Origin of the sequence: Arthrobacter sp. 2762 (assembly GCF_040548745.1) — a bacterium.
Taxonomy (GTDB): domain Bacteria; phylum Actinomycetota; class Actinomycetes; order Actinomycetales; family Micrococcaceae; genus Arthrobacter.
On the sequence record NZ_JBEPSI010000009.1, the window covers coordinates 158,468 to 172,833 of the forward strand.

10 protein-coding genes are annotated in these 14,366 nt (G+C 62.4%); 3 read left to right on the forward strand and 7 right to left on the reverse strand.

The window, feature by feature from the left end; genetic code table 11:
* Positions 1 to 92 precede the first annotated feature (92 nt).
* Positions 93 to 1,736: an ATP-binding protein gene (locus ABIE18_RS17100; protein ID WP_499723821.1), complete on the reverse strand. Its 1,644-nt coding sequence runs from the start codon at positions 1,734 to 1,736 to the stop codon at positions 93 to 95.
* 239 nt (positions 1,737 to 1,975) lie between these two features.
* Here ABIE18_RS17100 and ABIE18_RS17105 point away from each other — a divergent pair, with 239 nt between their 5' ends.
* Positions 1,976 to 2,359 carry a DUF7793 family protein gene (locus ABIE18_RS17105; protein ID WP_442003531.1) on the forward strand — a complete coding sequence of 128 codons (384 nt, stop codon included), beginning with the start codon at positions 1,976 to 1,978 and terminating at the stop codon, positions 2,357 to 2,359.
* A 19-nt stretch (positions 2,360 to 2,378) separates the two neighbouring features.
* Entirely contained in the window at positions 2,379 to 3,182 is an 804-nt protein-coding gene (locus ABIE18_RS17110; RefSeq protein WP_499723822.1) for a class I SAM-dependent methyltransferase, read from the forward strand.
* A gap of 70 nt (positions 3,183 to 3,252) precedes the next feature.
* On the opposite strand, the gene ABIE18_RS17115 is transcribed toward ABIE18_RS17110, so the two are convergent.
* On the reverse strand, positions 3,253 to 4,125 hold the full coding sequence (locus tag ABIE18_RS17115) for a nuclear transport factor 2 family protein (protein ID WP_499723823.1): 873 nt from the start codon (positions 4,123 to 4,125) through the stop codon (positions 3,253 to 3,255).
* A 51-nt stretch (positions 4,126 to 4,176) separates the two neighbouring features.
* Between ABIE18_RS17115 and ABIE18_RS17120 the strand changes: the two genes are divergently transcribed.
* The gene (locus ABIE18_RS17120; protein WP_499723824.1) at positions 4,177 to 4,815 is read left to right on the forward strand and encodes a TetR/AcrR family transcriptional regulator; all 639 of its coding nucleotides are present in this window, start codon (positions 4,177 to 4,179) and stop codon (positions 4,813 to 4,815) included.
* 449 nt (positions 4,816 to 5,264) lie between these two features.
* Here the strand turns inward: ABIE18_RS17120 and ABIE18_RS17125 are convergent, their stop codons facing one another.
* From ABIE18_RS17125 to ABIE18_RS17145, 5 genes are all read right to left on the reverse strand, one after another.
* Entirely contained in the window at positions 5,265 to 5,735 is a 471-nt protein-coding gene (locus ABIE18_RS17125) for a type II toxin-antitoxin system Phd/YefM family antitoxin (protein WP_499723825.1), read from the reverse strand.
* Between the two features lie 59 nt (positions 5,736 to 5,794).
* On the reverse strand, positions 5,795 to 8,020 hold the full coding sequence (locus tag ABIE18_RS17130) for a S9 family peptidase (protein WP_499723826.1): 2,226 nt from the start codon (positions 8,018 to 8,020) through the stop codon (positions 5,795 to 5,797).
* 63 nt (positions 8,021 to 8,083) lie between these two features.
* Complete coding sequence (locus ABIE18_RS17135; RefSeq protein WP_499723827.1) at positions 8,084 to 9,013, reverse strand: GGDEF domain-containing protein; 930 nt, start codon at positions 9,011 to 9,013, stop codon at positions 8,084 to 8,086.
* Positions 9,010 to 12,432 carry a hybrid sensor histidine kinase/response regulator gene (locus ABIE18_RS17140; protein ID WP_499723828.1) on the reverse strand — a complete coding sequence of 1,141 codons (3,423 nt, stop codon included), beginning with the start codon at positions 12,430 to 12,432 and terminating at the stop codon, positions 9,010 to 9,012. Before ABIE18_RS17140 ends, ABIE18_RS17135 begins: the two co-directional genes overlap by 4 nt.
* 194 nt (positions 12,433 to 12,626) lie before the next feature.
* A complete protein-coding gene (locus ABIE18_RS17145) occupies positions 12,627 to 14,276 on the reverse strand; it encodes an alkaline phosphatase D family protein (RefSeq protein WP_499723829.1) in 1,650 nt (549 codons plus the stop codon).
* Positions 14,277 to 14,366 lie beyond the last annotated feature (90 nt).

Consider the following 14,366-nt stretch of genomic DNA (forward strand, 5'->3'; position numbering starts at 1 on the left):
AGGGCGCCATGAGGGCGTCAAGTCACAAGGACCGGGCAGTCAACTGACAATTTGGGGGCGTCAACTGACCCTTGCGGACCGCCAGCTGGCCCCTAGGGACCACCAACCGGCAACTCGACGGACACCGTAGTCCCCGAGCCCAGTGTTGAGTCGAAGACCATCCGTCCCATATGCCGGCTGATGATGTCGTGGGCGATCGCCAGGCCCAGGCCACTTCCGGGAACAGCTGCTGCCGTGGCGTTGGAGGCACGGTAGAACCGCGTGAAGATGTGGGGGAGATCGTGTTCGGGGATGCCCAAGCCTGTGTCGGCAACTTTGACGAGGGCTGCGCGGCCACCATCTGCGGACGCAAACATGGAACTGGTGATGCCCACCCGTCCACCTTCAGGGGTGAACTTGATGGCATTGGCCACGATGTTGGTGAAGACCTGTTCCAGCTTGGCTTCATCGGCAGTGACCTCCACGTCCTCGGTTCCCTCAGTGAAGGACACAGCGACGTGCCGGGACTCTGCCAAAGGCCGCAGGGTTGCCACCACCACCTGGAGGAGCTTGGCGATGTCCACGGGTTTGAGGTCCAGGTTGCTTCCGTCCTGCATGGACACCGTCAACATGTCTTCGATGAGCCGTCGCAGCCTGTCCGAGTTCCTGGCGATCACATCCAGCATCTTGCTGATTCCCTCAGGAACAGGGCCACCTGAACCGTCCCTGATCATGTCCAAGTAGGCCGTGATCGAGGTAAGGGGTGTCCGGAGCTCGTGGTTCACGGTTGCCAGGAAGTCCGTCTTGGCCTTGTCCAACTGCCTGAGCTGATGCAATACGCGTTGCTGGGCGCTGATGAGGTGGCCTTGGATGAGTCCGTGTGCCACGTTCCCGGCGACGTGCTGCATCAACGCGATTTCAGGCCGGGTCCAATCATGCCGTTCCTCCACAGTGGTGAGCAGGATGATGCCCAACGCTGACCCACCTTCGCCCACAGGCAGCAATACTGATGACACGGGGTTGAGCTCGCACGACCACTCTTTGAGCGCCTGGGTAATCCTGGATTCCGGCTGAGTACGGTGGTCTGTCACGGCAAGAACGTCAGCCTCAGCCCATAGCCTGTTGGCTGCGTCTACGATCACGTTCTCGCTGTCGCCCAACCTGGCTGGCAGCATCGGCGTGCCTGGCCGATTCCATTGGGCGCGAATTGAGGGGACACGTTCGTCCCGAAAGGTCGCAAACCAGACATGGTCCATGCCAAGGGCTTCGCCGAAACCTCGAACCACGTGGTCGGCAATCAGTTGGGGATCGTTGGTTTGCCTGATGGCGGATGAGACGTTCCGGAGGCTTTCGCGGAGGGCTTCTACTTCTCCCCGGGACCGTGCACGCTCCCGGGACCTGCCAATCAAGGTTTCAACACGGTAGACAAGTTCATCGGCACGGACCGGGTTGATCACATAGTCCACAACGCCCCACGCTTGGGCTTCTTCGAGGTCCACGGATTCGCCGGCATTGAGGAGCAGCAGCACAGGAACACCAGGACTGCGAAGACCATGTGCCAGGGAGTTCTCCAACACCACTACAGCGGGACTTCCGGTTTCCAGCTGCGCGGCCATGGAAGCGGTGTCTGCTGTGGCGATAACTTCGAACCCTGCGGCAGTGAGCGCAGCCTTTGTTAAGGCCAAACGATCAGCGTCTGAATCCGCCACGACGGCGGAGCGGGAAACGTGCTGCACATCGGCCCCGTTCTTACCCACTGAGCCCCCTCCGTTACAACGTTCGTTCACCGTAATTCCAGATTTGGCAACACACTATCAGCGCCACCGCGGGCTTCGACCCTGCAAGGGGCATTTGATGCTCATTTGCGTCGCCGTGGAAGGCATTGCGTCGGGGAGGGACCCTTTACATTCGGGGCCCGATTCGACAGCCTAGAGGGTGAAAGCCAAGGGGGAGGCTTCGTCCTCCTGCCGTCCGCAAGGAAATGCCAAGGAGACCAGTGAACCAGCCAGCAACACCGCAAGACCACCAAGAGGTGACGTTCGAGCTGGAACTCGAAGACACAGGAATCCTGCGGTTAACGTGGCCGCGCGGCTCCAGGATCCAGGAGGCGGACGCCCAGCGGGCAATGGACCGGGTCAACGAAATTTGCGGGGAAGCGCGCCACCCGATGATTGTGGACATGGCCACCACGGCTGACGTCACCCGGGGCGCCCGTTCAGTGTTCGCCAAACCCTGCCAGGCCTCAAGTATCGCCCTTTGGGGTTCGTCCCCGGTGGACCGGGTTATCGCCAATTTCTTCATTGGCATCATGAAACCCCCATGCCCCACGAGGTTCTTTACTTCAGAAACAGAAGCCCTGCTTTGGCTGAAAGAGCAATAGCGCCACATATATTTGGAGCATGCTCTCAGCGCTCCGGAAATACCTGCTGATTCCCCGCCTCATCAGGCTTTCCTCGAACGCGCCCAAGGACCCGCTCACAGCGTGGGACCGCTATTGGGGCAACGTCCGGTCCACCGGGGCCGCCGGGGATGTGTTGTGGGATTCCGGCAGCTCCCATGAACTTGAGGGTTACCTGCCCAAATTTGCCCGCATGGATCAGTCCCTCCCTATGGTGGACGTGGGCTGTGGAAACGGCAGCTTCACACGCCTGCTGGCCCAGCATTTCCCTCACGCGCTGGGGCTCGATTACTCCGCGAACGCCGTAGACCGCGCACGGCAAGAGTCAGGGGACATCACGACGGCGTCATTCGCCGTGTGCGATATGACGGCACCTGACGCTGCGCGGAGTGTCGTGACGGCCCTTGAAGCTGCGGGGTGGACAGGTGATGCCAACGTGTTCATCCGGGGCGTACTGCACGTCCTGGATTCCAAAGGAAGGGCGGCGCTGGCCGCAAACCTGCTGCCCGTCGTCGGATCCCGCGGCAGCGTGTTCCTGGCCGAAACCAACTTTCCCGGCACGCCCGTGGATTACGTCAGCCACCTCGGCGCCACTCTCAACTCCATTCCTGCTCCCTTGGAGTGGGCCATCAAGGGCTTGCCGATGCCGGGCCGCTTCGGCGCCGCCCAGCGCGCCAAGGCGTTCCCGACGGCGGAGTGGAACCTTTTGGAGGAGGGGGCGACGAGTATCGAGACCCGGCCGCTGAGCAACCCCTCAGACCCGGACCTCATTCCGGGATACTTCGCCTTGCTCCGCGCCCGCTAACACTGGGTTCCGCGCCCGCTAACACCGCCCCCACGAGCTTCGCGCGCCATTACTTGGAGTGGCGCTGTGGTCACCGGGGCCTTTGAACTGGAATAAGGTCCGAGTGCCGGTGAACGATCCGCCAGTCGCCGTCTTCCCGACGGTAGACGTGCGTTGTGCGCATCGTGTAGTTAGCCAGGACGCCATCAACAACGGCGTGGCTGTGCTCCAACCCAACGATGTAGGCGAGGCTTTCGCTGGCACCGGCCGCGACAACCTCGAACTCGAACCCGGTGGCGCCTTCGAACCGTCGGGCTTCCTGGCGAAACTTGGGCTCCAGATCAGTCCAGCCCACTCCGGAGATATGCGCACCGAACAGGGTTGTGGGGTCAGTGTGCGACCACAAAGCAAGGCGTGCTGTCACGTCCCCCTTGTGCAGGGCCACCGTCATGTCCCGCTGCTTCGGCAGGATCTCGGCGAGGAAGGCCTCGGTCTCTTTACCCATTGCCGGGCGCTCGCCCCTCATCGGATCACCCCGGCCAGGGGGCAACGGAACGCTGGCCTCTCCCGTCGGAAAATCCGCGTGTCGATGCACGATCCGCCAGGCGCCGTCTTCACGACGGTAGACGTGGGTCACCCGCAAGCTGTATTTCCGGGGAGTGCCCTCAACGGTGGTGGTGCTGTGCTCGTAGCCGACGGTGTAGGCGAGGTCCCCGCTTACACCGGCCGCGATGATCTCAAGATCGAACGAATCCGAGTGCGAGAACCACGAGGCGACGTTGTGGAACATGGGCTCAAGCTCTGCCCGGCCGCTGCCGCTGAGGCTCGCGCCGAAGAGCGTCAGCGGGTCGTTCTCGGACCACAGCGCGAGGCGGGGGCCGGCGTCGCCGTCGTGGATTGCACTGTCCGCGGCCTGCTGTTGGGGAACTATTTCGGTGAGGAAAGCATCGGTCTCGGTAGACATGACCAACTCCATTACAGTGAGACTGTTTTGAATACTGTTATACTGCATCCAATGGGCGCAAAAATCAAGAGGCCGTACGATTCCACCCGCCGCCAGCAGCAAGCTGCGGAGACACGGCGAAGCATCATCACGGCGGCGAACGAGCTGTTTATCTCGCAGGGATACGGGCAGACCACGGTCAAGCAGGTAGCTGAACGGGCGGGCGTCGCCGTCGAAACCGTATACGCGACGTTCCGCACGAAAGCCGCGCTGCTCCGGCACGTTTGGTACGTCGATTTCCGCGGCGATGAGGCGGACGTGACCCTATACGACAGGGCGGAGATGCAGGCCATCCTGGCTGAGCCGGACCTGCGGGCCAGGATCCGACGCCACGCCGCATTCGTGACCGCGAGTAATCGCCGGATTGCCCCGCTCCTTGAGGCCCTCACAGGAGCAGCAGCGAGCGAGCCCGACGCCGTCGCCATGCTCACCGAATGGGCGGACCGCCGCCTGGATGTGGCAACGCGCTACGCACACGCTGCGGCTGCAACCGGGCAGCTTGGTGTCACCGAGAAGGAATGCCGCGATGTGCTGTTCGCGACCATGGACGGCACACTCTGGACCCGGTTCGTGGAGCAGCGCGGTTGGAGTGACGAACGGTTCTCGGACTGGCTTGCCGCGATGTGGATCAGCATGCTCGTCCGGCACTAACCGCTACTTGAGCCTCGCCAACACTAGGAGTTGGTGTTACACCCAATGCCCCTTTCTGGTTGCCTCCAGAGGGCATCAGCTGACCACAAACTCAAAGCTGGAAACCAATGGCGTTCTACTTTGTGGCGTTCGGGTGGTGAGTATGGACGTTGAGCAGGACGACAATCCCTGCGTCGACGTAAAACCGATTCTCGCGCCATGTGAAAGCTCGTACTGCCTTCGGCGGTGGCTGACTCCTTTGTGCCTTACGGGCTCAAGATCACCTTTCATGCCATGGCATGTGGGATCATCTGCCATCGGATCGGAAGTAAGCCGTTCCCAAGCCTGTACGACGATGTTCCGTTGGACAGCGAGAACATCGATCCAACCCTTTCGGGCGTTCGTCGTTCCAAAGACGATTTCATATTCCGAGCGGCGCAGTGGGCGGGGGACTGCTTCCTTCTTCGGCGTCACTCGCTGGCTCGGGGATCATCGACGGCCTCTGTGTCGTCCAGCCAGTCAAGCTGGTCATCGGGCGTGTATCCGGAAGCGACAGCCTCAGCCGTTGACCTCCACTCAGCCAGAACCACGAACAACCTTTCAAAGCTGGAAATAGCAGCACAGGCACGAGCTACCTCCACAATTTCGGCTGCAAATTGCTCACGCTGGCTAGGTGGTAGGAAACCAAGCCAGGGGAACGGAACGAGGAGTCTTTCAGCGAAACTCAAAGCGCCCGGAGCGAGCGAGGCGGCAACGAGGCTCGCGGCCAAGCGAAGCGCCTCATGTTCCCGTTCCACTGTGCTGGACCTGATCAGCGTCAATGGCTCACCGTCACGACGCGTAATCGTGACGGGTCCCTCTTCCGCTGCCCGGAACACCTGGGCGGGGTTGCGGGAAAGATCCGAAGAGCTTGCTGTGCGGCTGTGCGCGATCGCAGTCATGATCACCATCATTCTGAATATGTTCAGAATTTGCAATCTGCAGGATTATGAACGCGCCGCTACTTGAGCCCTGCTCCCGGAAGCAGGCCCGTGGCGCCCAAGGCGTCGGCAACGAACGCGTAGTCCCAAGCCCGCTCCCGCCACTGAACGTACCTGCCCGACGCTCCGCCGTGGCCGCCGTCCATCTCGATCTTCATGACGATCGGTTCCGAGCCAGTGGATGCCGAGCGCAGTGCCTGCACCCACTTGGCCGGTTCCACATACAGCACGCGGGTGTCGTTGAAGGACGTCACGGCTGCGATCTTGGGGTAGGGCACGCTCCGCACGTTCTCATACGGAGTGTAGGACTTCATGTAGGCATAGGCCTCGGGATCGGTGATGGGGTTGCCCCACTCTTCCCATTCCAAGGCCGACAGGGGAAGATCCGGGTCCAGGATGCTGGTCAGTGGATCCACGAACGGCACCTGGGCCACCACTGCCGCGAACTTTTCCGGAGCCATATTGGCGATGGCACCCATGAGCAGGCCGCCCGCGGAACCACCCATGGCAGCAATCCGGGAAGGATCCACCCAGCCGGAACCAGCAAGCCAGTCGGTGGCCGCGATGAAGTCCGTGAAGGTGTTCTTCTTGGTGAGCTTCTTCCCATCCTCGTACCAGTGGCGGCCTAGCTCGCCGCCACCGCGAATGTGGGCAATGACCATGACGATCCCGCGGTCCAGCAGCGACAATCGCGCAACGCCGAAGCCGGGGTCCATGCTCATCTCGTACGAGCCGTAGCCGTACACCAAACCAGCGGCTGTGCCGTCCTGCTGTACCGAAGCATGGCGCAGCACTGACAGCGGAATCCGGGTGCCGTCGTCGGCGATTGCCCACTCACGGGTGGCCACGTAATCCTGCCGGGAGTAGCCGCCCAGGACCGGGCTTTCCTTGCGCAGCAGCAGCTGGCCGGAGGGCAGCTCTGCAGTGGGCAGAACGAAGTCGTAGACGCGGGATGGTGTGAAGTAGGAGGTGTAGCCCATGCGAATCACGGGGGCCTCGTAGTCGGAGCTGGAAACGCCTGCCGTGTAGAGCTCTTCGTCGAAGGCTGGCTCCACGGGCGTGGCCTGCTCCGGCGTGCCCAGGCCAGCAAGCGGCAGGACCTGAACACGCTCGATGGTGTCCTTCCGGATGGACAGCACCAGGTGCGTGGACGTGACGCCCGCGCCGTTGACCCGGAGTTCGTCGGAATGCTCGACGACGGTCCGCCAGTGCTGCTCTGCCAGCGGCTTGGTGAGCTCGGACGGGTCAACCAGGCTCACCATCGAATTGATGGCGTCCTTGTTGTGGGTCAGGAGAAGGGTTTCCTGGCCGTCCAGGAGGAAGGGCTCGGCCTCGTAGAGAATGTGTTCCCCGCGAGGAATGACTGTGCTGAGACCGGCGTCGTAATCGTCAAAGCGGAGCAGCCGGGTCTCGCTGAACTCCGAGCAGCCGATGCTGAGCACAAGGTGCCGGCGGTCGGAGGCGAGATCGAAGCCCAGCCACATGGCGACGTCGTCCTCCTGGTAAAGAACCTCATCCTCGGCGACAGGCGTGCCTAGTACGTGGGCCTTGACCTGGTAGGGGCGCCAGGAATCGTCCACCACGGTGTAGAAGAGGCGGGTGCCGTCCGGGGAGAACGCCACGCCATAGAAGATGTTCTCGATGACGTCCGGCAGGAGCTCGCCGGTCCGCAGGTCCTTGATCCGCAACGTAAAGCGTTCGTCGCCGGAATTATCCACGGCGTATGCGTAGAGGTTGCCGTCGATGGTCACGGCAGCGCCACCGATGCTGAAGAACGGCTGGCCCTCCGCTTCCACGTTTCCGTCCAGGAGCACCTGCTCGCCGGGGATCTCCACGCCCGGCTCAACGGACGGCGGAGTCCAGTCGGCTACGGGGTCACCTGTGTTCCGGGCCACCACGCGGCAGTGGATGCTGTATTCCTTGCCCTCCACCGAACGGCTGTAGTACCACCAGCCATCCTTGCGACTGGGTACGGACAGGTCAGTTTCCTGGGTGCGGCCCTTGATCTCCTGGAAGATTGCTTCGCGGAGCGGTTCCTGGTGGGCGGTGACAGCCTCCTGGTAGGCGTTCTCTGCCTTGAGGTGGTCCACTACTTCTTCGGATTCCTTGTCCCGGAGCCACTCGTAGTTGTCCACGAAGACATCGCCGTGGTGTTCGCGGCGGCTGGGGACACGTTTGGCAACAGGCGGCTGGGGTGCTGAACCGTTGACAGGGGCAGCGGCAGGCGCGGAGGAAGTGTGGCTCATATGGCAACTCTATAGACGGCCTCTGACACAGAACCAGTGATTTCGCTCAGAGCGCCCAGACGCTCAGTCCACGCCCTGCGAAAGCGTGCTGGCGAGCGTCACCCGGTTTCTTCCCGATGCCTTTGCCGCGTACAGAGCGAGGTCCGCTTCGCGCAGCAACTGCTCCGTCCCCGCGCGGTGCCCCTCAGCGAAAGCCGAGACACCCGCGCTGATCGTGAGTATGCCATCGGGGTCGCCCGAGTGCTCGATCTGCAGCGCATGAACAGCTGCCCGAATCCGCTCCATGACAACTTCGGCGCCAGCGGCCGTCTGCTCCCGAAGGACCAGGAGGAACTCCTCGCCGCCGAACCTGTACACGCCGTCGGACTGACGGACCTCACCGGCAAGGGTCGAGGCGATAGCCACCAGTGCGGCGTCTCCCGCCTGGTGGCCATAAATGTCGTTGTATCTCTTGAAGTTATCCACATCCACCATCGCCAGACAGTAATCCCATGAGTAGCGGTCGCTTCTGCTGTGCAATTGTCCGAGGTCTTCGGTCAGCTTGAGCCTGTTGTTCAGCTTGGTCAGGGGGTCTGTGCGGGCCTGTTTTGTCAGCGCTGTCCGGTACTTTGCGAGGTCTGCGTGCAGCGAGGTGATGCGTTGCGCGGCCAGCAGGCGGATGTGCAGGTTGAAGGGGTCCAACGGTTTGGTGACGTAATCGTCCGCGCCGGCTTCCATGCCCGCCAGTACGTCCTTTCGCGAACCGTGGGAGGTCACCAGGATCACGTAGGTGTAGGTGTCCTGCTCGCGCTCCCGGATCGCCCGGCAAAGATCCAGACCGTTCAGGCCCGGCATCATAAGGTCGGTCACCACCGCTGCAGGAGCATGTTCCTGGTAAAGATCCCAGGCCGAGTCGCCGTCCACTGCCACGATGCAGTCATGACCGGATTGCTCGACAGCGGCCTTGGTGATCATGCGGGAGATCTGGTCGTCGTCGGCGATGAGTACTTTCATGGGGCTCCCATTAATGTGCGCTCGAGTGCCCCATCCACCCGTGCGAGTTCCGAATTTAGTTGACCGAGTACATACGTTCCATGCGATGCAACACCCGGGCCCGCCTCACGGCCCAGCCGTTCCAAGTCTTTGGCCAAGGCCGCGGCACCCATAGCGCCGATGTTGGCTGCGGCGCCCGCGAGTTTGTGCGCGGCCGCCTCGACTGCGTTGGCCTGCCCGCTCTCCAAAGCCGAGCGCAGCTTCTCCTGGGCGCGCTGGGCTTCCTCGCGGAAGGCCCTGACGGCGTCAGGCAACAGGCCCAAACCGTCCGCCGGTCCAAGGTCGCGCAGGATCTGCAGCCTGTCCTCGTCGAGGACGGTGGCGTCAGCGGCGGCAACGTCAGCGGCGTCGGACCCGGCAGCGTCCACAGCAACGTTCGACGGCGGTGCTTCCGCGAGCTGCTCCTGCGGCACCCACCGGGCCAGGATGTCACGGAGCTTGTCCAGATCCACAGGCTTGCTGATGTAGTCGTCCATGCCCGCTGCGAAACAGCGCTCGCGGTCCTCGTTCAGGGCCCCGGCCGTCATGGCAATGATGGGGATCCTCACGGTTTTGGAGTCACGGGATCGAATGGTTTTCGTCGCCTCAAAGCCATCCATGACAGGCATGTGGCAGTCCATAAGAATGGCGGCATAGTTTCCGGTGAGTGTCGCAGCAACGGCCTGCGCGCCGTCGTCGACGATGTCCACTGCGTAGCCGAGCCTGTTCGCCATCCCACGCGCCACCAGCTGGTTGACTTCATTGTCTTCAGCCACCAGAAGCTTGCCCAGCAGGAGTTCCGGGTCCCGGGACGGCAGCTCGGGCTGGGTTCCAAGGGGCGCTGGCTTACCCGTCGTTTTCGTTGCCACGAGCCGCAGGAGCCGGTTGTAGAACTCTGAGCTCCGCACGGGCTTGGTGAGGTACTCGCGGATTCCTGCGGAGGCGAGATCGGCCTTGTCCACTTGCATGGTGGAGGTCAGGAGAATGATCCCCGGGCCGCCTGAGCCGTTGCTCTCTTCCATGATTTGGCGGGCCAATTCCAGACCATCGACGTCGGGCATGCACATGTCCACCACGGCGATGTCATAGGGGTGGCGCTCCGAAACGGCCAAACGGTATTCGTGAATGGCAGTGCGCGCATCTGCGACTGCCACGGGCTGCATTCCCCAGCTTGCAAGCTGCGTCTCCAGCACCAAACGGTTGGTGGCGTTGTCATCCACCACCAGGACTTTCCTGCCCGCGAGCGAGGCGGGCAGGATTCCGGTGTCCGTGGCTGGAGGGCCGACAGGTAGGTCCAGGACAAACCAGAATTTGCTGCCCACACCCATTTCGCTGTCGAGTCCGATTTCGCCGCCCATGACTTCGGTCAGCCGCCGGGATATGGCAAGTCCGAGGCCCGTGCCGCCGTAACGCCGGGTGGTGGAGGCATCTGCCTGGGCGAAGGAGTCGAACAACCGGTGGTGGTCTTCGGTGCTGATGCCGATTCCCGTATCACGGACTTCAAACCGCAGGGAGGCTTTGTTTGAATCTTGGCTGACCACTGAAACCTGGATCTCCACCTCGCCGGATGGGGTGAACTTGACCGCGTTGGATGACAGGTTCAGCAGGATCTGCCGAATCCGCCCGGAGTCGCCCATGAGCCGTTCCGGCACGTTGGGGTGACAGTAGGAGATCAGCTCAAGGTTCTTGCTTTGGGCTTGTTCGGAAACCAGTCCAGCTACCTCTTCCACGAGCACCCGGGGGTCGAATGCTGTGATGTCCAGGTCCACCTTCCCGGCTTCCAGTTTGGAGAAGTCCAGGATGTCATTGATCAGCGTCAGGAGAACCTCGCCGGCCCCCTTGACTCCCTGCGCGTACTGCCGTTGGACCTCGTTCAAACGCGTGTCGAGCATGAGCGACGTCAGACCGATCACGGCGTTCAGAGGGGTCCGGATCTCGTGGCTCATGGTGGCCAGGAACTCGGACTTGAGCCTGCTCGACTCCAAGGCGGCTTCCCGGGCGGCCAGGAGTTCGGCTTCAACCGCTTTACGCTCGGTGATGTCACGGGAAATCGTGGCCACGCCCCAGATGCCCGATTCATTCCGGACGGGGGAGAGGGTTACGGAGACGGGAATGGTGGAGCCGTCTCCGCGCTTGCGCAGGCTCTCAAAGTTCTGAACGGCCCCGCTTTCAGCGGTCGTTTGGAGGGCGTCGTGTTCAGCCTGCTGTAATTCCTCCGGGATAAAGAAATCGCTGTTCCTGCCGATGGCCTCCGCTGCGGTATAGCCAAAAATCCGCTCCGCCCCAGGGTTCCAACTGAGGATCTCGCCGCCAGGTGTCTTGCCAATGATGGCGTCGCCGGAGGAGTTCACGATCGCACCCAAGCCCTCAAGCTCGGCCGTCCGGGCCGCCACTTTGGACTCCAGGTCCCGCGTAAGCGTCACATTCTCGACGACAATCAGGACCTGCCGCACGATGACGAAGACCAAGACAGAGAGGCCTGTGATCAGCAGTATCGGGTCTCCTAAGTTGATGGCCCGGCTGCGGTTGAAAAGGACTGCGCCAAAAACGGGAATGTACGGCAGGAGTTCCAATGCCGCAGCATACGTTCGTCCGTCTTTCTTGCTGCTGCTGGTCTCCGGAGCCAGAGGGCTGAACCCGACGAGCAGGAAAGCTGCTACCCAGCCGAGTGCCAAGGGGGATCCGGTCACACCTGTAACGCCTTCGGCGGTAAGTCGCACGTAGGTCAGGTCCGTCAACGCGAGCACCAGGAAGCCCAGGCCCAGGCACAGCCACGGAAGGCGCCGGCCACGGGCGGCGCGCATTGTCAGGACGATCACCAGCGAGACCATCACCACGTCAGCGAAGGGGTAGGCCAGCGTTGTCAGAAATGCCAGGGTGTCAACGTTGCCCTCCGCGATCAACGGCCCCAGGACTGCGCCCCACGCGATGAAGAGAACGGCGCTGGCCACCGTTCCCACGTCCAGGACAGTGCGGACAACTGACATGCGGACGCTGCTACCCCTTGAAAGCAGGACAAGTCCGACGGCGACGGGCAGCGCATAGCCGACGAATCCAATGTCGGAAGCCGATGGGAAGGGGTATGCGTGGTCCAGCACTATGCCGTTGAAGGTCCAGAGTGCTTGGCCGCAGGACCAAAGAACCAACCCTGCAACAACGAACCATCGGGCCTTGGTGTCGCCATGCCCTCGCAAAGCCGCGCTTGTATGTGTCATCAGCGCAGTCAGGGCGGCGGTAAGTATGGCCAAGTCGCCTGCCAGCTGGGCTGTGGGCGTGCCGATGCCGCTGCCGAACCCTGCGGCCAAAAGGACCGCGCACACTCCGGCTGCTACGAGGAAAAGCGGCATACCCTGCGGCGCCCACGAGCGCACCGGAAGAACCTCGTGCTTCACTCCTGCCACTGAACCCCTGCCTTCAAAAGTGGCCCCACCAAAAGCGAACAACGCATCTTGCCTTTGCGCTGAGGAGAGCATACGCCGAAAGCGCGCTTAAGTGACCGGCAACACACAAAGGTGACGTCGCGTGAAACCCCATCCAAGTAGCAGTTGATGCCGTTTTGGACGCTCAAAACGGCATCAACTGCGACCCAGTTGGGTCAGCGCTGCGGGGTAAGCGTCTTGGAGAACAACACGGCCCCGTTGGCGTTGCGGAGGCTCACAGTAAAAGTGCCGTCCGGGGCGAGGTCCACGTGCCCGAAATATTGGTTCTCGCCATCCCGCGGGGATTCGCCCGGGAAGCGGCCAGCTTTGGTGAACACTACTTCCGGTCCAAACGTTCCGTCCATGTCATTCGGACCGAACGAGCCCGCGTTGATAGGACCGGCCACGAACTCCCAGAAGGGATCGAAATCGGTGAACGAGGCCCGCTCGGGGGAGTAGTGATGGGCTGCGCAGTAGTGCACGTCCGCCGTCAGCCATACAGTGTTCTTGACGCCGTCCCGCTTGAAAGCACTCAGCACGCCGGCGATTTCCAGTTCCCGTCCCAGGGGAGCGCCGTTGTCCCGGTTGGAGAGGCTCTCCTGGTTTACGGGCCCGTCCGGCACGATGATGGCCAGCGGCAGGTCCGCCGCGATCACCTTCCACGTCGCCTTGGATTGGCGGACTTCCTTGATCAGCCAGTCGACCTGCTCCTGACCCAGGATGTTGGTGGCGTACGGCTCTTTGCCATCGGTGTTGGGGGACTTGAACGACCTCATGTCCAGGCAGAAGATGTCCAGCTGCGGGCCGCGCGAAATCTTCCGGTAGATACGCGCAGGTTGGTACCGGCCGTCGTCGAACGTTCCCGGGCGCCATAACGCCGCCGAGTCCGCGATCGGCATGTTCTCCTGCCAGGCCTGCCTGCCGCGGGCGGCCAGGACGTTCACGTTGCGTTCGGTGTAGCGCGCGTCGTCCAGGATCTGGCCGGGGTACCAGTTGTTGTGTGTTTCGTGGTCATCCCACTGCGCGATTACCGGGACCTCGGCGAACATGGCGCGCATATTGGCGTCCAGGGAGTTGTAACGGTGCCGGCCCCGGTATTCGGCGAGTGTCTCGGCGACCTTGGCGACTTCCTCGGTGACGATGTTCCGCCACACCTGGCCGTTCTTCTCCGTGACCGTGGCGGCAATTGGGCCGTCGGCGTAGATGGTGTCGCCGGAGTGGATGAAGAAATCCGGGCGCGTTGCGTGCATTGCCTTGTAGCCACGCATGCCGCCGATTTCCTCATTGATGCCCCAGCCCTGCCCAGCGGTGTCGCCGGTCCACACGAAGGACTGCGAGGACGACGACGGCCTGCCGCCTCCGCGCCCGTCTTCAGGACCGCCGTTCCCAGACGAATCAGGCGCCGTAGTGAATGTCCCCCTGACTGCCTCGCCGAGGCCGTTCTCGTCCTCGAAGTTAAGTTCAAGGGCGAAGCGGGTTCCAGCAGGAAGTCCTTTGGCATGGATCTTGGCGGTGAAGTCGCTGGCTTCGGCAGCGATAGGGCCTTGGATGGTGCGGCTGAATCCGTAGCGTCCCCGCAGGACTTCGCCAGCGTTATCCACTGCTTGCAGCCGGGCGCTCAATCGGCCCGGGCCTGAGGCGCGTGACCAGAGGACAGCGGAATCGGTGGTGACATCCCCGGTGGCAATTCCCGTGGGGAGTGTGAGGCGTTTGCGGACCAGCGGGATAGCGGCGGGCGCAGGTGCGGCGGTACCGGTTGCGAGGCCAGCCAAAGCCAAGCCGGTTATGGATGTTTTGACGAGGGTGCGGCGTGAGAGATCAGTCATGGTTCCACTGTTTCGGGCCGTCGTGAACAGCGAGTGAGCCTCAGGTGAAGGATTCTGCTGCATCATTCCGAGTGGCACCGACCTCCAGCC